13 protein-coding genes are annotated in these 20,716 nt (G+C 69.2%); 8 read left to right on the forward strand and 5 right to left on the reverse strand.

Going from position 1 to position 20,716, the window contains the following annotated elements; translation table 11 throughout:
- Positions 1-22 precede the first annotated feature (22 nt).
- Positions 23-1,231, reverse strand: coding sequence for an alpha/beta hydrolase family protein (locus ACIA75_RS25865; protein WP_397108335.1), 1,209 nt, complete (start codon positions 1,229-1,231; stop codon positions 23-25).
- Positions 1,232-1,415: 184 nt separating this feature from the next.
- On the opposite strand from ACIA75_RS25865, the gene ACIA75_RS25870 reads away from it, so the two are divergent.
- The 3 genes from ACIA75_RS25870 (at position 1,416) to ACIA75_RS25880 (ending at position 3,258) form a co-directional block, all read left to right on the forward strand.
- Positions 1,416-1,646: a hypothetical protein gene (locus tag ACIA75_RS25870; protein WP_397108337.1), complete on the forward strand. Its 231-nt coding sequence runs from the start codon at positions 1,416-1,418 to the stop codon at positions 1,644-1,646.
- Between the two features lie 72 nt (positions 1,647-1,718).
- On the forward strand, positions 1,719-2,723 hold the full coding sequence (locus ACIA75_RS25875) for a hypothetical protein (RefSeq protein ID WP_397108339.1): 1,005 nt from the start codon (positions 1,719-1,721) through the stop codon (positions 2,721-2,723).
- A 157-nt stretch (positions 2,724-2,880) separates the two neighbouring features.
- A complete protein-coding gene (locus ACIA75_RS25880; protein WP_397108341.1) occupies positions 2,881-3,258 on the forward strand; it encodes a hypothetical protein in 378 nt (125 codons plus the stop codon).
- Positions 3,259-3,291: 33 nt separating this feature from the next.
- Here the strand turns inward: ACIA75_RS25880 and ACIA75_RS25885 are convergent, their stop codons facing one another.
- Positions 3,292-3,792: an SRPBCC family protein gene (locus ACIA75_RS25885; RefSeq protein ID WP_397109092.1), complete on the reverse strand. Its 501-nt coding sequence runs from the start codon at positions 3,790-3,792 to the stop codon at positions 3,292-3,294.
- Positions 3,793-4,079: 287 nt separating this feature from the next.
- On the opposite strand from ACIA75_RS25885, the gene ACIA75_RS25890 reads away from it, so the two are divergent.
- From ACIA75_RS25890 to ACIA75_RS25905, 4 genes are all read left to right on the forward strand, one after another.
- The gene (locus ACIA75_RS25890; protein ID WP_397108343.1) at positions 4,080-5,126 is read left to right on the forward strand and encodes an alpha/beta hydrolase; all 1,047 of its coding nucleotides are present in this window, start codon (positions 4,080-4,082) and stop codon (positions 5,124-5,126) included.
- A 279-nt stretch (positions 5,127-5,405) separates the two neighbouring features.
- The gene (locus ACIA75_RS25895) at positions 5,406-12,017 is read left to right on the forward strand and encodes a type I polyketide synthase (protein WP_397108345.1); all 6,612 of its coding nucleotides are present in this window, start codon (positions 5,406-5,408) and stop codon (positions 12,015-12,017) included.
- Positions 12,014-13,459: an MFS transporter gene (locus ACIA75_RS25900; RefSeq protein ID WP_397108347.1), complete on the forward strand. Its 1,446-nt coding sequence runs from the start codon at positions 12,014-12,016 to the stop codon at positions 13,457-13,459. The genes ACIA75_RS25895 and ACIA75_RS25900 overlap by 4 nt, the downstream gene beginning before the upstream one ends.
- A 10-nt stretch (positions 13,460-13,469) precedes the next feature.
- Positions 13,470-14,864: a condensation domain-containing protein gene (locus ACIA75_RS25905; protein ID WP_397108349.1), complete on the forward strand. Its 1,395-nt coding sequence runs from the start codon at positions 13,470-13,472 to the stop codon at positions 14,862-14,864.
- A 10-nt stretch (positions 14,865-14,874) separates the two neighbouring features.
- Here ACIA75_RS25905 and ACIA75_RS25910 read toward each other — a convergent pair whose 3' ends face one another.
- The 3 genes from ACIA75_RS25910 to ACIA75_RS25920 form a co-directional block, all read right to left on the reverse strand.
- Complete coding sequence (locus ACIA75_RS25910; RefSeq protein WP_397108351.1) at positions 14,875-17,367, reverse strand: FtsX-like permease family protein; 2,493 nt, start codon at positions 17,365-17,367, stop codon at positions 14,875-14,877.
- 236 nt (positions 17,368-17,603) lie between these two features.
- Positions 17,604-17,831 (reverse strand): hypothetical protein, encoded by a 228-nt coding sequence (locus tag ACIA75_RS25915; RefSeq protein WP_397108353.1) that lies wholly within the window; start codon positions 17,829-17,831, stop codon positions 17,604-17,606.
- Positions 17,832-17,869: 38 nt separating this feature from the next.
- Positions 17,870-18,760 (reverse strand): alpha/beta hydrolase, encoded by an 891-nt coding sequence (locus tag ACIA75_RS25920; RefSeq protein ID WP_397109094.1) that lies wholly within the window; start codon positions 18,758-18,760, stop codon positions 17,870-17,872.
- Between the two features lie 439 nt (positions 18,761-19,199).
- On the opposite strand from ACIA75_RS25920, the gene gndA reads away from it, so the two are divergent.
- On the forward strand, positions 19,200-20,645 hold the full coding sequence (gene gndA, locus ACIA75_RS25925; protein ID WP_397108355.1) for an NADP-dependent phosphogluconate dehydrogenase: 1,446 nt from the start codon (positions 19,200-19,202) through the stop codon (positions 20,643-20,645).
- Positions 20,646-20,716 lie beyond the last annotated feature (71 nt).

Raw genomic sequence — 20,716 nt, forward strand, 5'->3', positions numbered from 1 at the left:
CCGCCCGCCCGAACCAGCCGGTTCAGGCGGGCGGTGCCGTATTGCGGAACCAGTCGAGAATCTGCGGCAGCGCCGTGTTCACCGTGCTGCCGTGATCGGCGACGCCGAGATCGATGAGTTCGGCGTCCGCACCGAGTTCGGCCTTCAGGCACCGCTGGGAGTTCTCGAACGGAACGCTGCGGTCGGCGGAGGTGCCGTACAGCCGGACCGGTACGCCGGGATCCCAGTCGCAGACCGTATCGCTGTCGGCCATGGCGCGCAGGCCGGGGCCGGTGGGGTTGCGGGCCAGCTCGAGAAACTCGGGGGTCAGCAACTCCTGCGGTGTCCGCGGCAAGCCCGCGGAGATCGACAGCAGATCGTGGTGCCCGTCGAAAAGGTTCTCGACCCGCTGCGCGTACGGCGGCCGGAACGCGTCGGCGGGCCGGTCGTAGAGGTGGTAGATCCGGTTCATCGCGGTGATCCAGTAGGCGAGGAAGACCACCGCCTGCCGCGCCTCCACCCGGCCGTCCAGCGCGGCCGGGGCCTGCACCTCCTGGACCTCATAGGGTCCGCTGACCGCCGCCACGGCACCCGGGCTCAGCCCCTGGGCCCGGCCCGCAGACAGCTCCTTACCGAGCGCGAGGGCAGCCTGGCCGCCCTGGGAGAAGCCGGTGACCAGCGCCTCGGGATGGACTTCTCGCTCCTGTTGGGCGAGCAGAGTGCGCGCGGCCAGGAGCAGATCCACCGAGGCGGTGGCCTCCGACGGCGCGTGCGCATACGGATGTGCACCCGGACCTGTCCCCAGCCCGAGATAGTCCGGCGCCACGGCCAGATAACCCGCCGCGGCGAACATCGCCGTGCGGGCACGGTCGCTCCCGTCGGCGACGGAGGGTGCTTCGTCACGGCGCACCATGGTGCCGTGCGCGTAGGACACTGCGCGCAGTTGCGTGTTTCCGGTATCGGGGACAACGACCAGCCCACTGGCGGTGGTAGGGGCGCCATCGGGGCCGATCGTTCCGTACTCGACCCGGTACCCGCGCACGCCGTTCGCCTGCGCGACAGGGTAGTTCCACTCGGCAAGGTAACCGCTGGTCTGCGGGCCGTTCATCGCCATCACCTGCTCCGCCGTGACGAGTTCGCCACGGGCTGCCGGAGCGGCCGACGGACGCTCGACCGCGGCACCACAGGCAGCGACCGGTGCAACCAACGCGACGGCCAGCAGCATCAGCAGTACCCGGCCCACGTTCACCATTGCCTCCCGGCAGGTAGATCGACTGTGCGGTGGAGGCTACCGATGCCCGGCGGTGCCGGATGATCCGGTGCCGCCGCGCGGTGCCGTTGCCGTTCGCTCGCGTCGTGCTGCAGGGATGGCAGGCAGTACCCGGCCGAGGTTCCCCCGGCGAAACGACTCCCGGACCGCGAGCGATCACACAGTCGTGGACACGGAATTCATCCCGCCGGCCGAGCGGCGGGACATGGTGCGGCGCTTGCTCGCACTGTGTCATATCGCCAACGAACTCGTCGATCTCATCGAGGCCGAATCCGCATCCGGCGGTGCAGCTTCGGCCACCGTGCGCGGGCATTCCCAGCGCATCCAGACTGTCCTGCGCGATACGGTGGTGGACTTGGTGGCCAACGGCCGCGCCGGGCACTCCGACGCCGCCTGATACCGAACCCGCTGGTCGGGAATACCTTCCGACCCGTATTCCCAGTGGTGAACGCAGAAATACACTGGACTGATGGTCAAACCGACCCCGTGGGCCCAGAACACGGGCGCCGACCCGGCCGGTGCGGTATCCACCGCTGTCGCGTCCGCCCCGAGCAGCACAGCGACTACCGGCCGGACCACGTCCGGTGAACGGGCCGAGCGCCGGCTACGGCGGCGGGCGATGGCCGCCGCCCTCCTCCGGCGAACCCGGGACCGGGCCGAAACGATCCGCACATCACCCGCGCTGAGCGGTAAATGGGGTTATGTTTTCGCCGCGCTCGGGGGGATCGTCACCTTCATCCTGATGTTCCGGCACTGGATGGTGGCGCACGGGCCGGACGGGGTGGCGGCGGCCACGCCGTTCGGCCAGATCGACTCGACCACTCGCTACTTGACGGTGTGGTCGTCGCAAGGCCCGACACCCACCGCGAATCTCACCGGTTCGTGGGCGGTGACCGCCAGTGCCGCCATGGCCGTCACTGTTGCCGCGGTGGCGATCTATATCGTCACCGACTCACCGCGCTTCGCCCGGATCGCCACCGGCACATCCGTACTGACCGCGGTCCTCGTCGTGGCGAACCTGCTCTATCTGACCGCGCGCCAGAAAGAGCTCAAGACGATGACGAACCGCCGCTGGGATCTGGGCGGCCAGGTCGGTTCCTGGCTGAACTGGGCGTTCAACGACGGAACGAAGCCGGTCGCGGGTTTGAACGAGGTCGACTACGTCGCCACGAGTACCGTCACCGCGTCGGCGATCGCCGCGGTGATCATCGCCGCGGCCGCGGCCGTCATGGCGGTGGCGACGATGCCGCGCAGCCCGGAGGGTTCGACGTGGATTCCGTGGCGGATCAGCGTATCCCGCGCGACAACGGCGAATTATGTGGCCACGGGCAGCGAACGTACACCGGAGGCCGCCACTGCTCCCGCACCCGATGTTCCGGACACCGGACCGCAGGTCGAATCACGGACAGCAGAGCCCGGGCCGCCCGATAGCGGTGACCGGCCCGCGGACGGTCCGGAGTCGCCGCCGCGTTAGCACCGCACCTCTCGAGCCGCAGCGCTGAGTGGAAGCATGCCGCGTACCTCCGGGCAGTGTAGTGTCGCGCGCGTGCCGGATCAGTTGCGGCACAGGGAAGGTTCCGAAATTCCATCCAGCGGCCCGAGCGATCGCGAGGCATATGTTCCCGAACCAGATGTCCACCGACTATCCGATAGCCCCGATCCCCGACGAGGCCTACGGCCGCGGCGGGCCGATGCCGGTGCCCCGCCAGCACGATCTGGTGATCACCGCGCTGCTGTGGTTCCTGCTGGCGGCCCTGGCGATCGTCTCGGTCGTCATCTCCCCGTGGTTCCTGCTGGCAATGGGTGTCTGCGAAGGACGCACCGGGTGCACGACCGATCCCAGTACCGGTAACTGGGTCATCGTCCTGGGTGGCTGCTTCGGATTCCTGCTCGGCGCGGCCACCTCGATCAATGCGGCGCGCAGCGGCCGCGCGCTGTATCCGGGCGCGATCATCGGCGTGGCACTGGTACTCGCCGCATGGCTGGCCGGTTCGCTGTTGATGGGCTGAGCCGGCGGGCCGCGGGCCCGCCGGCAGCACCGGTCAGGACGTGGTCACCGCGAAACGGCGGTCGGTATAGCGGCGCAGGTTCGCCAGGAATCGGCGGAATGCCATGTTCATGAACGGTTTCGCCGCGAACGCGGTGAAACGGGCGGGTCCGGCCAGACGCTGCGCGAGGGTCCAGGTGAGCCGGCATCCCTCGGACGTGGCCACCACCCGATAGTCCTCCGCGAAGGCCGCGACGGCACCGGTGGAGCAACTGTTGAACCGGAAGGCCATCCGGGTGTTCGGCTCCCAGACGAGGAATTCCTCATCACCGGTCAGCCCGCCGCGCATATCGACCAGCCGGGTGGTACCGACTCCGCGTGGTTCGGGACTGGTCCAGGTGACCTTGGTGATGACGGTCGCCCAGTTCGGCCAGGATTCGGCGTCGGCCAGGACCTCGAACAGCTGCTCGGGGGTGATGGCCAGGTCCACGCTGTTGCTGAACCGCACAGGCGCGTTGTCGACGAATTCGACCCCGACCCGTTCACACGGACGCATCGCGCTCATCGCCGGCCACCACCGATCCCGCGCTCCGGCCCCCGGTCCGCACAGGTGTCCATGCTCATGTTCCTCTCGTCGCCCGGCACAGCCGCGAACTACCGGCTGTTCACCGATGGTGACACCTGTCCAGTCGGATGTCCATATCCGGCGGGGAGCGGCCGGGCACCGGAACGTGAGGGCCCGGGTTGGGACCGGTGGGAGGGAAATCCGGGCCGGGCTGGCCCGGATCACAGACTTCGGCGGAATACCGCTCGATACCCCACTGCGCGGAATAGCTTCCGGCGATGCGACACCTACGCCGCACGCACCGCACCCTGGTCGTCACCGTGGCCGCGCTCGCCCTCGCTTCCGCCACGCTCACGCCCGGATCCGCCGCGCCGCAGCCGGCGCCCCCGGGTGCTCCTGCACCACCGGCCCCGGGTCCGCAGGAGGCACGGACGACCGGCATCCGCGGCCTCGGGGGACGCGCACTGGAACTCGCGGTGTACTCGCCCGCGATGGGCCGGGTGATTCCCGTCCGGGTCCTGCCGGCGGCGGACCCCGGGACCGAGGCTCCGGTGTTGTATCTGCTCAACGGGATCACCGGGGGTGGCGACGGCGGGAATTGGTTCGACCGCACCGATATCGCCGATTTCTTCGCTGCGGAGCAGGTCACCGTCGTCAATCCGATCGGCGGCGCGGGCAGTTATTTCACCGACTGGCGGACCGACGACCCGATCCTCGGACGTCAGCGGTGGACGACATTCCTGACCGAGGAACTCCCGCCGCTGATCGACTCCACCTTCCGGGGCAGCGGCGCCGATGCGCTCGCGGGGGTGTCGATGGCCGCCGCCTCGGTGTTCCAGCTCGCACTCGCCGCGCCCGGCCGTTACCGGGCGCTGGGTTCCTACAGCGGCTGTGTGCGGACCAGTGATCCGCAGGGCCGGGCGGTCGTCGAGATGGTGGTGCGCAGCAACGGGGGCAATCCGGCGAATATGTGGGGGCCGCCGCAGGATCGGGCGTGGCACGACAACGATCCGTTCCTGCACGCCGAGGCCTTGCGCGGCCTCGTGCTGTACGTTTCCGCAGGCACCGGCGCTCCTGGCGCCCTGGACACCTTGGACGGCCCCGGAATTCGGCGCAATCCGGGCAAGCTGATCGACCAGCTGCTGGTCGGTGGCCTCCTGGAGACGGTGTCCGCGGGCTGCACCACCCGGCTGGGTGAGCGCTTGCAGGAACTCGGGATTCCGGCCACCGTGGCGTTGCGTCCCGACGGCACCCATTCCTGGGGGTACTGGCAACAGGAGTTACACGATTCGTGGCCGGTATTCGCAGCGGCGCTGCGGGACTGAGCGTGTAGCCCAGCGCGGGACGCAACCCTACTGGGCTACTTCACAATTGAGATCCTGACCGCTTGTGCGGTGACGGAAGGTTGTCCGGAAGCCATTCCAGACACCAGTTTTCGATCGGTAGCATCGGGCACATTGTCGTAGCGGCACCGGATATTTGCGACCCTTTGGCATCTCAGCCGGATATTCATCGCAACAGATGGTCCGGCGTGCGCGGCAAGCCCGCTGTCGGATCTTCGGCGGGAAAACCGCAGCTCACCCCGGATTCGGGAGGACACATAGATGTCGGACATTGCCATAGTCGGAATCGGCTGCCGATTCGGCGGGGGTATCGACTCCCCGGAATCGTTCTGGGAGTTCGTGGTCGACAAACGCGATGCCGTCGTCGAGATTCCCCCGGACCGCTGGGATTATCGCCGCTACTACGATCCCGAAAAACGCACCCCCGGCCGGAGTTACACCAAGCACGGCGCATTCCTGACCATCGATCCCTGGGAATTCGACCCCGATTTCTTCGGGATATCCCCGCGTGAGGCCACCGGCCTCGACCCGCAGCAGCGGCTACTCCTGGAAGTGACCTGGGAGGCCCTCGACGACGCCGGGGTTGCCGGTAAGGCCGCCGGGGAATCGGTCGGCGTCTATATCGGCGGTTTCGTGGTCGATCAGTCCGTGGTCGGTGTGGTGGGTCCCGCGCTGGCGCATGTCGATATGCACACCGCGGCGTCCGCCTCCTACACCATGCTCTCGAACCGGATCGCCTATGCGCTCAACCTGGTCGGGCCGGCGATCACCGTGGATACCGCCTGTTCCTCGTCGCTGGTGGCATTCCACCTGGCCTGCCAGGCGATCGAGAACGGCGACTGCACGACCGCGCTGGCCGGCGGGGTGAATGTGATGCTGCAGCCGGAAACCTTCGTCATGATGTGCAAGGGCGGATTCCTCGCGGTCGACGGGCGCTGTAAATCCTTCGACGCCGCCGGCGACGGGTACGGCCGCGGCGAGGGCGGCGGCATCGTCGTCCTGAAGAAACTCGACGACGCCCTGCGCGACGGCGACCGGGTGTACGCGGTGGTCAAGGCGACCGGGTCCAACCAGGACGGGCGTACCGCGGCCATCACCGTACCGAACGCCGATTCGCAGGAAGCCCTGGCCCGGACGGTATGCGAACGGTCGGGCCTGTCGCCCGAGCAGATCACCTATGTCGAGGCGCACGGAACCGGAACCCCGGTCGGCGACCCGATCGAACTGCGCGCCCTCGGCACGGTCTACGGCGCGGCCGCGACGCGGGCGACCTCGCTCGGTGTGGGCTCGCTGAAGGCCACCCTCGGGCACACCGAAGCGGCGTCGGGTATCGCCGGTGTCATCAAATCCGCGCTCGCCCTGCAGCATCGCACCATTCCGCCGCAGGGCTGGCTCGACGAACCCAACCCCGATATTCCCTTCGCCGATCTCAACCTGCATATCCAGCTCGAGGCCGAGCCGCTGCCCGCGGACGCGGGCCCGATGTCGATCGCGGTGAACGGATTCGGGTACGGCGGTACCAATGCGCACACCATCCTGCAGGAGTTCCGGCCCCCGGTGGCAGCACCGGATGAGCGGGAACGCGACCATCTCGGGGTGCTGCCGGTCTCGGCCCGCAGCGCCCCCGCGGTGCGGGCCATGGCCGGCCGGTTCGCCGACCTCCTCGCGGCCGGCGCGGACCCCGACCATCTCGCCGAAGCCGCCTGGACCCGGCTCGCCCACCACCAGTTCCGCACCGGGGTACCGCTGCGCGAACGCGGCGAGCTGATCGAGGAACTGCGGCAGTACGCGGTCGGCGAGGGTCGCGACGCCGTGCGCACCGTCGCCCAGCGCACTGACGAGCCGGTATTCGTGTTCTCCGGGATGGGACCCCAGTGGTGGGGTATGGCCCGCGAACTACTCACCGCCGACGGCGTATTCGCCGCCACCGCACGTACCGTCGACGCCGCGTTCCAGGAGGTGGCCGGCTGGTCGATCATCGCGGAACTCCTGCGCCCGGAAGAGGAGTCCCGGGTGGCCGCGACCGAGGTCGCCCAGCCGGCAAACTTCCTGGTCCAGGTCGGATTGGTGGCCGAACTGGCACAGTTCGGAATCACTCCGGCCCGGATCGTGGGCCACAGCGTGGGCGAGGTATCGGCCGCCTATGTCACCGGCATGCTGACCCTGCGCGAAGCCGTCACCGTGGCCTACCACCGGTCCCGGCTGCAGGCGACCACCGCGGGGATGGGCGGGATGCTCGCCGTCGGCACCGGCGCGGACAAGGTCCGCGAATATCTCGGTGCCGGCGACGCCGTGGATATCGCCGCGGTGAACAGCCCCGGATCGCTCACCCTGGCCGGCGATGTGGACCGGCTCGACGAGATCGCCGAGAAGCTCACCGAGGACGGTGCGTTCGCCCGGGCCCTGCGGGTCGAGGTGCCCTACCACAGCCGGTACATGGACCCGATCCTCGACGAATTGCGCACCGCCCTGGCTGATCTGGCGCCGCGGGCCCCGCGGATCCCGCTGGTCTCCACGGTGACCGCGCAGGCGGTGGTGGAAGCCGAGGACGGTTTCGACGCCGAGTACTGGTGCGCGAACGTCCGGCAACCGGTGCGTTTCGCCGACGCTGTCGCCGGTCTCGTCGCCGCCGGTCACCGCGTGTTCCTCGAGGTCGGACCGCATCCCGTCCTGTCCGGCAACATCCGCGAGATTCTGCTCGCCGCCGGCGAGAACGGGGCGACCGTCGCGACGCTGAACCGGAAGGAGCACGACGCCGAGAGCATCCGCCGCACGGTCGCCGGTGTGTACGCGGCCGGGGTCCTCGATATCGCGACCCTATTCCCCGCGGACCGGCCGGCCACCGAACATCTGCCGCTGCCCCGCTATCCGTGGCAGAACACCCGGCTGCACAATCCGCTGCCACTGTTCGAGCAGCTGCGGCTGGGCAGCCCCGATACCTACACGATGCTCGGGGACCCGGATATGGAAGGCCGGCCGGGCTGGATGCTGCAGGTCGGTACCGAGCTGCTGCCGTGGCTGCCCGATCATGTGGTGGGCGGGATGCGGATCATGCCGGGCGCGGCGTACCTGGACGCGGCCCTCAGCGCCGCCGCCACCCGCTCCGGTGACAGCCGGGTCGCGCTCGAGGATGTGCGGTTCGTAGCGCCGCTGGTAATGGCCCAGCCCGATGTGCCGTTCCTGGAACTCGGTATCGAGGACACCAGCGGGCGGTTCCTGATCCGGTCCCGCAGCGCCACCGGTTCGGTGTGGACGGTGCACTCCACCGGCCGCATCCTCAACGGCGCCTACGAGACCATCGTGAACACGGTGCCCGAACCGGAATCCGCGGTCGATTTCGAACCCGGATTGTTCTACGCCGCGCTGGCCTCCCGCGGCCTGCAGTACGGTCCCGCGTTCCGGCGGGTCACTTCGGTGCGGGCGGGCCGCGACGCCGTGGTGGCCACCGTCGATGGGACCGTCGCGGCCGATTCCGGGCATCTCGCGCATCCGGCCGTCGTCGACGCCGCCATGCAGACCGTGGCTCTGCTGTTCGCGCAGGACGGGCTCGGCGAGGGCGCCATGGTCCCGGTCGGGGTGTCCGCGGTCCGGTTGTACCGGCCGCTGCCCGCGGAGGTGACCGTGGTGGCGCGACGCGACCCGGAATCCGGTCATCTCGCGGATGTGCGCCTGCTCGGGTACGACGGCACTTTGTGCCTGCATCTGCTCGGGGTCCGGCTGGGTTCGCTCACGCCGGGCGGCAGCCCACTGCAGCGGATGGCCGATTTCTACTACGCGGACACCATGGAACAGGCCGATCCGATCGACCCGGCGGCGCTCGGAGATACCGGCACCGCCGCGACCGTGGTCCTCGCACTGGGCGAGAGCGATCGGGCCCGTGCCCTCGCCGACGCCCTCCCGCGCGCCCGGTACCGGCTCACCACCGGCGACGACCCCGAGCTCGAGGCCGAGCTCACCGAGCTCCTGCGCGCCGGAAGGGACAACACCGAGACGACCCGGGTGCATCTGGTGGTCGTCGCGGGCGGTATCGAGGACGATCTGGCCGACCTGTGGACGTTCAAACGGATCGCGGTCGCCGCCCACGAGTTCGTGGCACCCGGCGAGGGCGATACCCCGATGGTCGGGATCGGGGACGGTTCCTGCCATGTCACTGTGGTCACCGAACACGCTTTCACCCTGCCGGACACCGCGACCGCGCCGGATTCGCGCCAGGCCGCGCTGGCGGGCGCCCGGCGGGTGCTGCTCAACGAGCAACCCGCGCTGCGCTGGCGGCTGATCGATACCGAACCCGCTACCCCGATCGACGATCTCGTCACCGAGCTGTCGGTCCCCGGTGCGTTCCAGTACGACAACTCCGACGAAGTACTGCTCCGGGGCGGCGCCCGCTGGCTGCCGCGGATCACCGCACCGTTGCAGGAGCGGATCGACACGCTGGAGACGGCCGAACCGCTGACCGACCCGGACGCCGATTTCGCGCTCGAGATACCGAAATCCAAGTTGCTGTCCGCGCTGGCGTGGCGCCGGGCGCCGCGGCGTGACCCAGGACCGGGCGAAGTGGAGGTCGGGATGCGCATCATCGGCCTCAACTACAAGGACCCGCTCAAAGTCATGGGCATTCTCGGCGAACGCGAACTCGCCGACACGTTCTTCGGAACCAGCCCCGGTATGGAAGGTGTCGGTGCCGTCACCCGGATCGGGGACGGTATCACCGATCTCGCGGTCGGTGACGTGGTCGCACTCGCCGCGAAGGGCATGATGCGGCGCTACCACGTCGTGGACCGTGCCGCGGTCATCCCGCTGCCCGCCGGCACCGACCCCGCGGTGTGCACCAGCACCACCGCCTTCGGCACCGCCGAGTACTCCCTGCTCGATCTGGCGCGGCTGGAACCGGGTGAGACGGTCCTGATCCACGGCGCCGCCGGCGGTGTCGGGTCCGCGGCGATCCAGGTGGCGAAGGCCCGGGGAGCACGGATCATCGGCACCGCGAGTACGGCGGAGCGGCGCGCGCATATCCTCGAACTCGGTGCCGATCACGCCCTGAATTCCCGTTCGCTCAACTTCGCCGACGAGGTCCTGGGCCTCACCGGCGGCGCCGGGGTGGACGTGATCGTGAGCTCCGCGCCCGGCGAGGCCCTGCGCCAGAACTTCAAGGCGATCCGCGAATTCGGCCGCATCGTCGAGGTCGGCAAGGCTGATATCTACACCGGTGGCCTGCTCGAACTCGCCAACTTCGACAAGAACCTGTCCTACTTCTCCATGGACCTCGATCGGATGTGCCGGTATCGGCCGCTGCAGCTCGCGGATCTGCTGCGCCGGGTGGTGGAGAAAATCCGATCCGGTGAATACGAGCCGCTGCCCTACGAGCTCTACGGCACGCACGAAGTCGCCAAGGCATTCGACGACACCATCCGCTCGACCAAGATCGGCCGCATTGCCCTGTCGATGACCGATGCGGCACCGCCGGTCCGGCCGACGCTGCCCGACCTCGCCATCGACCCGGCCGGCACCTATCTCATCACCGGTGGATTCGGCGGCTTCGGCATGGCCACGGGCACCTGGCTCGTCGCCGAGGGTGCGCGCCGGCTCGTGCTGGTGGGCCGCAGCGGGGCCTCGACACCCGCCGCCAGGCAGCAGCTCGCCGCCTGGCGGGCCGCCGACGTCACCGTAATCGAGGAACGTGCCGATATTGCCGAGCCGGAAGCCGTCGCCGCGCTGGTCAGCCGGGCGCACGACCCGGACCATCCGCTGCGGGGTGTCTTCCACGCCGCGGGTGCGGTGGCCGACAACCGGGTCGAGCAGATGGACGCCGAACAGCTGGCCCGGGTCTACCGATCCAAGGTCCACGGTGCGCGGGTGCTGCACGACGCCGTCACCGGCGCCGGAGCCGAACTCGATATGTTCGTCCTGTACTCCTCCGGTGGCTCCATGTTCGGGATCTTCGGCCAGTACAACTACACCGCCGCGAATCTCGCGGTGGAAGCGCTCGCCGAGGAATGGGCCCGGGCCGGGGAGCGGGTGCTGTGTGTGGGCTGGGGACATATGTCCGGTGCGGCCGGCGGTATGGCCGCCGACGACAAGGTCGCGAAGTACCTGGAACTGGCCGGCTTCGGTCCCATCGATATGGCCGACGGCACGGTCTACCTGGAACAGGCCCTGCGGCTCGGTGTGACTCGCGCCTCCGTTATTCCCACCGACTGGTCGAAACTCACCGCCGCGTTCCCGCAGATGAGCCGCACGGGACGGCTCACCGCGCTCGTCGCGGCCTCGGTGCAGGACAACTCGATGCTGGCCAAGCTGAAAGCCGACCTGGCCGCACTGGACGAGGGCAAACGCGGGCAGGTCATGGCCCGCATGCTCGCCGACCAGCTCGCGGTCGTCATGGGGGTGCAACCCGACACCATCGACCTGACCGTGCCGGTCACCGAGCTGGGCCTGGATTCGCTGATGGCCGTCGAATTCGGTTCCCGGGTCAGCAAACAACTCGGTATCGAGCTCATGTCGCTGCAGATGGGCCGATCGTTCACCCTGGAGCAGGCGGGACCGAAAGTGGCCGAATTGATCCTGGCCACCGACCCGGCCGCGGGCTTCGCGGCCGCCCTGCCCGCCGCGGCAACCGGGGCCACAGCAACGGGGGGCGCAGGAGGGACGACCGGGACCGATGGCGCCGGAGGGACGACAGCGGCCGGCGGGGACGGATCCTCCGGTGATGTACCGCCCACCGCGGCCGATGGCAACGGTGCCGCCCACGAAGCCGACGACGATCGACAGGAGCCGAGCTCGACGGCGGAGTCCACCGCCCCGGCGGGAAACGGTAGCGAGCGGGCCGCGCGTCCCGCCGACGCCGTGCTACTCGGCGGCAAGGCGCATTCGTGATACCGGGTGTGATCGCCACCGCCCGGGCCGTTGCCGGCCCGGGCGCCTGGGTGGCCTTCGCCGGGTGCCTGCTCTCGGTGTTCATGCAGATGATCGATGTGACGATTGTCAACACCGCGCTACCCGAGATCACCACCGACCTGCAGGCAAGTTCCGCGCAGCAGTTGCTCATCGTCTCCGGGTATTCCCTGGCCTTCGCGTGCACCCTCCTGCCCGCCGCCCGGCTCGGCGCCCGGATCGGCCGGCGGCGGATGTTCCTGCTCGCGGTGGTCGCCTTCACCGCCGCCTCGGTGTGGTGCGGGACCGCGGACAGCGGGAACGAACTGGTGCTCGCCCGTATCGTGCAGGGCGTCGCCGGGGCGGGGATGGCGGCGCAGACCATCGCGATTCTCACCGCCCTGTTCCCGCGCGAGCTGCACACCCATGTCTTCGCTCTCTACGGCGCCACGTCGGGTTTCGCGGGTCTGCTCGGTCCGATCCTGGGCGGGGCCCTGGTCACCGCGGATATCGGCGGGTTCGGCTGGCACAGCATCTTCCTGATGAACCTGCCGCTCGGTATGGTCACGTTTGCTCTGGCCTGGCGATTCCTCCGGCTCGAGGTGCCGCCGCAGCGGGCGCCGATGGATTTCACCGGCGTATTCCTCTCCGTCGCAACGCTGTTCGCTCTGCTCTATGCGCTCTCGGAGATCCACCTGCGCGGCTGGCGTCCCATGCCGTGCCTGATCATCGCCGTGGCACTCGCGCTGGGCGCGCTCACCCTGCTGCACGAGCGACGCGCGACCCGGCGCGGCACCGGGCCGCTGCTGCGGCTGGACCTGTTCGCCGACCGCGGTTTCGCGGTCGGCTCCGTGGTGATCACCGGATTCTTCGGCCTGTTCACGGCGTTCGTCTTCGCCATCTCCATCACCCTGCAGGATGTCCTGCAATTCTCCCCGCTGCGCACCGGGATCGCGATGACCCCGTTCGCCCTCGGTGCCGGCGCGGGCGCGCTGCTGTCGCCGCTGCTGGTGAAGCGGTGGGGTGCGCGGGTACTCGCCGGCGGTCTCGTACTGTATGCGGCCTGTGTACTGACGGGCGTCGCGTATATCAACATCACCGACGGCCGGGTGAACATGCTGCTGTGCGCCGTACCGGTTTTCCTGTGCGGGTTCGGCGCCGGTGTCTTCGCGGTGCCGCTGCAACCCATCATGCTCGCCGGCCTGGACGACTCTCAGATGGCGGAGGCGTCGGGTCTGCTGCCCACGATCGAGCAGATCGGCAACGGTGTCGGTCTCGCGCTGCTGGCGACCGCGTTCTTCCGCGCCCATACGCTCGGCGGCAGCACCGTCATGCTGTCCGCGATCGCGGTGGTCGCGCTCGTCCTGGCCACCGTCACCCTGGCCCTTCCCGACCCGGCCACGCCGGACAACTCCGCTCCGGCGCCCGCGCCGGCGGTGAACTGAGGAACGAGAGATGGTCGATTTCGGACTCATCGATGAATGGAATCCGGCACCCGGACGGGTGATCAGCTGGGAGGCGACGCCCGCCGCCCGTGAGGCAGCCGCCGGGGCGCCTGTGCACAGCGCGCCCCCGTCGCATCAGCAGGAGCATTATCTGCGGCAGGTTCACCGCGCTGCCGGCGCCGGCTACCGGACCTCCGGACTGTGCCTGGTCAGTGCGGAAGTCCCGGCCGTTCTCGACCGGGCGGCGATGACCCGGGCGGTCAACGAATTCCTCGTCCGGCACGACACCTTCCGCAGCTGGTTCGCCCTGGAGCCCGACGGCACGCTCCGGCGCCACCTCCTCGAACCCGGCGATATCGAGTTCGCGCCCGTCGACCACGGCCCGGTCGGTGACGCCACGGCGATCCGTGATCTCGCGCAATCGCGCACCCCGGCGCCCACCCAGTGGAACTGCTTCACCTTCTGGGCGATCGAACACGACGAATCGACCACCGTGTTCATGGCGATCGACCATCTGCACACCGACGGTGTGGGGCAGCACATCTCCTCCTTCGAACTGGCCTGCCTGTACGCGAAACACGCCTGGGATCAGACACCGCCCATCCCCCAGCCGGCCAGCTACACCGAGTACTGCGCCCGGGAACGCGCGGCCTCGGCCCGGCTGTCGCTCGCTTCCCCCGAGGTCGGCACCTGGTTGCGGCTGCTGCGCGGCAACGACGGCGAGCTGCCTTCCTTCCCCCTGGATCTCGGTCTTCGCGGTGGCGACACGCACCGCAGTGCGCATCGCACGGTCACATTGTTCGACGAAGACGCGGCGGCACGTTTCGAGAAGGTCTGCCGGGACAACGGCGGCGAATTCGCCGGCGGGGTGTTCGCGGCCGCGGCCTTGGCCGAACGCGAACTCGTCGACAGCGATTACTACTTCGGCATCACACCGCTCAACACTCGCGGCACCTTCGAGGAGATGACCTCGATCGGCTGGTACGTAGCCCTCGTCCCGGTGGCTTTCCCGATCGGGATCCGTGCCTCGTTCGAACGGACGGTGGCGCGGGCCCAGCGCGCGTACGAGAACGGTATGCGGCTGAAAACCACCACCATCCACCGCGTGCTCGAACTGGCACCACCCGACAGCGGTATCGCGGTCGGCCCGAACTGGTCCAATCCGATGATCTCCTATGTCGACGCCCGTGATTTCGCCGGTAGCGAGTTCTTCGATATCGCCCGTGGCGGCCTGTACGGGAATCGGGCGGCCAGCGAGGAAGCTCTCGTCTGGATCAACAGGTTGCCGAACGAGACGGCGATCAGCGTGATCTACCCGGACAACCCGATCGCCCACGAATCGGTGCAGCGCTACCTCGACACCCTGGGGCGGATCATCCGGACCGCCGCGGCCGAACACGACTGAGCCCCGCCGGTCAGTCGACCGCGAGCGCCTCGACGATCGGCATCCGTGCCGCGCGCAGTGCCGGCGGTACGGAACCGAGCAGCGCCAATGCCAGCGCCACCGCTCCGTACACCACCAGCAGCGGGCTCGGCGCGTAGACGACGTCGATGGTCATCGCATGACCGATGGCGGCCGCGGACAGGTACTGCACCGCGGCGCCGGCGAGCAACCCGAGCACGGCACCGACCAGCCCGATTCCTGCGGCCTCGGCAAGTACCGAGCGCAGCAGGAAGCGGCGGCTGGTGCCCATCGCGCGCAGCACCCCGATCTCGCGACGGCGATACAGCACCGACAGCATCAGGGTGTTCAGCAGGGCGATCGTCGCGACCAGCACCACGATCCACAGAATGTTCGTGGACAGTGCGGTGCCCTGGCGCAAGCTCCCGGCGGTGGCGGCGACAGCTTCCCGGCCGGAATCGATGAAGAGATCCGCGGGTACCACTCGCCGCAATTCGCTCCGTACGGTCTCCGGATCCGCGCCGGGGGCGAGGTCCACGGCCAGCGTGGTTTCGCCCGGGCGCTGGTACCAGCCGCGCATCCGGTCGAGGTCCATCATGATGACGCCGGCTATCGCCGAGAAGTACGGGATCACCTGCAGAACGCGCACCTCGTGCCGGCCGGTCGGGGTCGGCAGGGTGAGCGTATCCCCCGCCGACACCCGCAGCGAACGGGCTACGTCGCGGGAGATCACGACGCCCTGACCGGTGACCAGTAGCCGCCCGACCTCCGGGCTCATCGCCGAACTCAGCCGGGAACCATCGGAATTCGCCGGAAACCCCTGCAGCAGTACCCGCCCGGCACCGACACTGGCGAACGCCAGTTGCGCCGGGTTCACCGCCGCCACCCCCGGTACCGCCGCCAGCTGTTCCGCCAGACCGTCGGGTAGCAGCGGGCCGGTGGGGAACTGCGCCATGGACCCCGGGGTGACCCAGAAATCGGTGGCCGCCAAATGCTCGAAGCTCGCACTCGCCGAATCGACCACATTGCGGGTCGCGCTGCCGGTGGACACCACGGCGGCCACACCGATGAGCACCGTCATCGCGGTGGCCCACACCCGTCGGGGCGCCCGTTCCAAGGTGGTGGCGCCCAGCGCCCCGGGACCACCGAACCAGCGGGCGATCGCACCGGCAGTGCGCACGATCGGCCCGGTCGCCGCGAAACACAGCACGATCGCCGCGCCGAAGGACAGCGAGATCGATGCCAGGGACCACAATCCGAAATCCGTTTCCGCGAGGTAGATCGCCGCACCCGCCATGGCGATTCCCAGGACGACCGCCGCCCAGCGCGCCACCGGACGCACCGTATCGGTGACCGTCGCGCCCACCGGTACCAGCGCCTCGATCGGCTCGACCCGGTACACCGCGCGCGCCGCGAATGCGCAGGCCGCGACACTGGCCAGCACGCACAGCGCGATCGCAACCGGTATTGCACAGCCCGGCACCTGGTATTCGGTGCGCGCCTCCACCGATTGCAGGATGGCGGCGGGCAACTGGCCGATGGCGATCCGGCCCATCAGGATTCCGGCGCCCGCGCCGAGGAATCCGCCGAGCACCCCGACCAGCACCGCTTCGGCCAGTAGATCGCGCACCATCGGCGCGCGGCGGCCGCCGATCGCCCGCAGCAGGGACAGGACCGGGCGACGCTGGGTTATCGCCATGGCCATGGCGTTGTAGATCAGGAAGGCCGAGACCACCAGGGCCGCGGCGGCCGCCATCAGGGTGGAGTAGCGGATGATGGTCACGGCACCGCCCGCCTGGGCGGCCCGGAATCCGGGGTCGGCGACGACCGCCCGCCCGGCCACGGTGTCGGTCAGCGCCGAGCGCAGGCTGCCGATATCGGTACCGGGTTCGGCGATGACCTGGATCGAATCCAGTTGCCCCGGCCGGCCGGTGAGCTTCTGCGCGGTCGCCAGGGTGGTGGCGATCAGATGGCCGCCGTTGAGTTGTCCGGCGTCGTCGGCATCGAGCACACCCGCCACGGTCGCGGTACCGGTGCCGAGGGGGAACGTGTCCCCCTCCCGGTATCCCAGGGCGGCACCGGTCAGCACACCATTGGGCACCATCAATACCTTCGCCGCCTCGGGGCCCAGCGATCCGGTGAGCGAACTGCCCAGTTCGGCGATCCGGGCGTCCGCGCCCACCAGCAGGGCCCGGTCGGCATCGGCACTCGTTTGTGCGCGCACCATCGGCACAGCCGTCCGCACGCCGGGGGTGGCAGCGGCCGGGCCCAGCAGGTCCTGGCCGAATCCGGAATCGGTGATACCGCTGATCTCGAGCTGGGCGTTGCCGCCGAGGCCGGTGACCAGTGTGTCCACCGACCCGGTGACCGATCCGGAAATACTGAACACCGCCACCAGCAGGGCCGCCGACACCGCCATCACGGTCAGCGACATCAGCGTCCGGCCACGGTGGATCAGCAGGTCACCAATATTGAAGAGCCGGAACCGATCCCATCCGGCGGTCATCGGGGACTCCGCTCACCGCGCGATAATGCCGCCCGCACAGCCCTGTTCCGCATTGGGTCCACCATCACAGCCCCCGATCCCGCCCCGCCTCGGCGTTTCCTGATTCCGTCCATCCTGGTGTATCTGCCCGGATCGCGCCATCCCTCGCCGGATCATCCGGCAACCGGGGCCACGGTAGGTCCGCGGAGACTCAGCCGACGCGGGCCCAGAGCCAGGAGTCACCGCGCGGCGCGCCGCTATTCGAGTTCGGGCCGGGCGAACATCTCCAGGTGGCCGCACCGGTTGCACCGGAACGCGTCGACCGCGCGCCGCGGCCGGCCGAATCGTTTGGCGCCACCGAAGATTCCCCGTTCGAGCGCACCTTCGATCCAGCGCACATGCCCTCTCGAACCTTCGCCGCGATCTTCCAGAAAACCCGGTTCCAGCCCCGTTCCGGCGCAGTAGGTGCACCGCAGTTCCGTCATGCCACCATGATCGCTGATCCGGCCCGGGTTCCGCAGCGTCAGGCGCCGATGGCGCGCGCGAGGTGGGGCCAGGAATCGTGCAGGTCGTATTCGAACTGACCCCATGTATGCGCACCGGCCGGTCGATCGATATGTACGGCGCCGATACCCAGTTGCGCCAGGCGACCGGCGAATGCCGAGGTACAGGCACTGGCGATGGCCTCGACGGGCGGGAAACCCCAGCCCCGGTCGATGGCGCCGGGGATACCCGAGGCCGCGGACAGATACACCGTTTTACCCGCCAGCCGCGGCGCCTGCGCGAAGGCATCGTGTGCCTGCCAGCCGGCGCCGCCGGGGACGCCCCACATATTGCCCGGATTCGCCCCGCCCCGCAGTACTTGGGCGCTCACCATCGCGACCCCGGCGGAGTCCGCCGACCACGGGCACCCGCTGTAGGACGCGACCGCCTGATAGCGCCCGGGCGCCTGGATCGCCAGATCCACCGCCGAACCTCCGCTCATGGACACTCCGGCGACGGCGTTGCGCCCGGTGGTCGCGAACCGTGCGTCCACCACCGTCGGCAGCTCGGTGGTCAGGTAGGTCTGCCAGCGCGCACGGCCGAGGGCCGGGTCATCGGCCTGCCAGTCGGTGTACATGGTGTACGCGCCACCGATCGGCATCACCACGTTCACGTTCTTGTCGGCGAAGAACCGGCGGACATCGGTATCGTCCCACCAGGAGATACCGTCGGTCCCGCCGCCGATACCGGTCAGCAGGTACACCGTGGGAGCGGGGCCACCACCGGCCGCCGGAATGACCCGGTTGGTGACCACCTTGTTCATTGCCGGCGAGAAGACATCCAGCTGGACGGCCCGGCCCCCGAGCGACCTTTCCGCGTCCACCCGGGGTCCCGGCGCGGCGACGGCGGGGACCGGGGCGAACAGTGCCATCGCGGCGAAGATCGCCGCGCTCGAAACCACGAACAGATATTTGAACCGCACTTCTCCCTTGTACCCGTCCGCCCAGCCGGCCCGCATCGCCGCAGCTGACCGCTTCCGTTGTGCGCGAAGTGTTCTCGGTCCCACCAGAGGGCACCGGTACCCCGGTCACGGCTCCGCCGGTGCGTCGCAGGGGAGGCTCCCGCCCCGTCCGGCAGGAGCCGGGCCGGGACCGCGGGGCGGATCGCCGGCAACGGGTACCGGCCGGCGGGCGCGCAGGCCGCGTAAGCGGGCGCCACGCGCGGCATCGGCGGGTCCGCGCACACGGCGCGGAGGCCACCCGGTAGAAAAGAACATAGGCCTCACCTGTGTTCGTGAGCGAACCGCACCTGCTCGCGGCATCAGTGCGACGGCCGTAACTGTTGGAACCGTCGAAGGAAAGAGCAGGTTCATGGCGTCCTCCACAGCGCGTGCCCAGATCGGGGTCACCGGCCTGGCGGTGATGGGCAGCAATATCGCCCGTAACTTCGCCAAGCACGGCTACACCGTGGCCCTGCACAATCGCAGCGTCGCCAAAACCGACGCCCTGCTCGCCGCGCACAGCGGCGACGGCGATTTCGTCCGCACCGAGACCATCGCCGAGTTCGTCGCGGCGCTGGAGAAACCCCGCCGGGTCCTCATCATGGTGAAGGCCGGTGACGCCACCGACGCGGTGATCTCCGAACTGGCCGATGCCATGGAACCCGGCGATATCATCATCGACGGCGGTAACGCCCTCTACACCGACACCATCCGCCGCGAGGCGGCGATGCGGGAGCGCGGCCTGAACTTCGTCGGCGCCGGTATCTCCGGCGGTGAGGAAGGCGCGCTCAACGGGCCCTCCATCATGCCCGGTGGACCCGTTGAGTCCTACGCATCGCTGGGACCGCTGCTGGAGTCGATCGCCGCCCAGGTGGACGGAACCCCCTGCTGCACCCATATCGGACCCGACGGTTCCGGGCATTTCGTGAAAATGGTCCACAACGGGATCGAATACGCGGATATGCAGCTGATCGGCGAGGCCTATCACCTGTTCCGGGCCGCGCTGGACCTGGACCCGAAGCAGATCGCCGATATCTTCACCCAGTGGAACTCCGGTGATCTGGAGAGCTATCTGGTGGAGATCACCGCCGAGGTGCTCGGGCAGGTGGACGCCAAGACCGGTAAACCCCTGGTCGACGTGATCGTCGATGCGGCCGAGCAGAAGGGCACCGGGCGCTGGACGGTGAAGTCGGCGCTCGATCTCGGCATCCCGGTCACCGGTATCGCCGAGGCGGTTTTCGCTCGGGCGCTCTCGGGGTCGCGCGGGCAGCGCGCGGCCGCCAAGGACCTGGCCTCCGGCCGGCTGGCGGCGAAGCCCACCGATATCGCACAGTTCACCGAGGATATCCGGCAGGCGCTCTACGCATCCAAGGTTGTCGCCTATGCCCAGGGCTTCGATCAGATCGCCGCGGGCAGCGCGGAATACGGGTGGGATCTCACGCCCGGCGATATGGCCACCATCTGGCGCGGCGGCTGCATCATCCGGGCGCGCTTCCTGAACCGGATCAAAGAGGCCTACGAAACCGATCCGGCGCTGCCGAGCCTGATCCTGGACCCGTATTTCCGCACCGCGATCGAAACCGCGATCGACAGCTGGCGCCGCGTGGTCGCCACCGCGACGCTGCTGGGTATCCCGGTGCCGGCGTTCGCGTCCTCGCTGTCGTACTACGACGCCCTGCGCGCCGAGCGGCTGCCGGCCGCGCTTACCCAGGCCCAGCGCGATTTCTTCGGCGCGCACACCTACGAGCGGGTGGACGCCGAAGGCAAGTACCACACGCTGTGGAGCGAGGACCGGTCCGAGGTCCGGACCAGCTGAACCACCGGCGCCGGGCGGGGTGCCCGCCCGGCGCCGCCCTCCCCTTGACTCCGGTCACGTGACCAGTTGCA

Origin of the sequence: Nocardia sp. NPDC051750 (assembly GCF_044453135.1) — a bacterium.
Taxonomy (GTDB): Bacteria; Actinomycetota; Actinomycetes; order Mycobacteriales; family Mycobacteriaceae; genus Nocardia.

Excerpts from the sequence above, each read along its gene's own strand:
- ACIA75_RS25880 (WP_397108341.1), top strand. The coding sequence starts at position 2,881 with ATGTCCACCGACTATCCGATAGCCCCGATCCCCGACGAGGCCTACGGC.
- ACIA75_RS25885 (WP_397109092.1), bottom strand. The coding sequence starts at position 3,792 with ATGCGTCCGTGTGAACGGGTCGGGGTCGAATTCGTCGACAACGCGCCT.
- ACIA75_RS25915 (WP_397108353.1), bottom strand. The coding sequence starts at position 17,831 with ATGACGGAACTGCGGTGCACCTACTGCGCCGGAACGGGGCTGGAACCG.
- ACIA75_RS25865 (WP_397108335.1), bottom strand. The coding sequence starts at position 1,231 with ATGGTGAACGTGGGCCGGGTACTGCTGATGCTGCTGGCCGTCGCGTTG.
- gndA (WP_397108355.1), top strand. The coding sequence starts at position 19,200 with ATGGCGTCCTCCACAGCGCGTGCCCAGATCGGGGTCACCGGCCTGGCG.
- ACIA75_RS25890 (WP_397108343.1), top strand. The coding sequence starts at position 4,080 with ATGCGACACCTACGCCGCACGCACCGCACCCTGGTCGTCACCGTGGCC.
- ACIA75_RS25875 (WP_397108339.1), top strand. The coding sequence starts at position 1,719 with ATGGTCAAACCGACCCCGTGGGCCCAGAACACGGGCGCCGACCCGGCC.
- ACIA75_RS25905 (WP_397108349.1), top strand. The coding sequence starts at position 13,470 with ATGGTCGATTTCGGACTCATCGATGAATGGAATCCGGCACCCGGACGG.
- ACIA75_RS25895 (WP_397108345.1), top strand. The coding sequence starts at position 5,406 with ATGTCGGACATTGCCATAGTCGGAATCGGCTGCCGATTCGGCGGGGGT.
- ACIA75_RS25920 (WP_397109094.1), bottom strand. The coding sequence starts at position 18,760 with ATGGCACTGTTCGCCCCGGTCCCCGCCGTCGCCGCGCCGGGACCCCGG.
- ACIA75_RS25910 (WP_397108351.1), bottom strand. The coding sequence starts at position 17,367 with ATGACCGCCGGATGGGATCGGTTCCGGCTCTTCAATATTGGTGACCTG.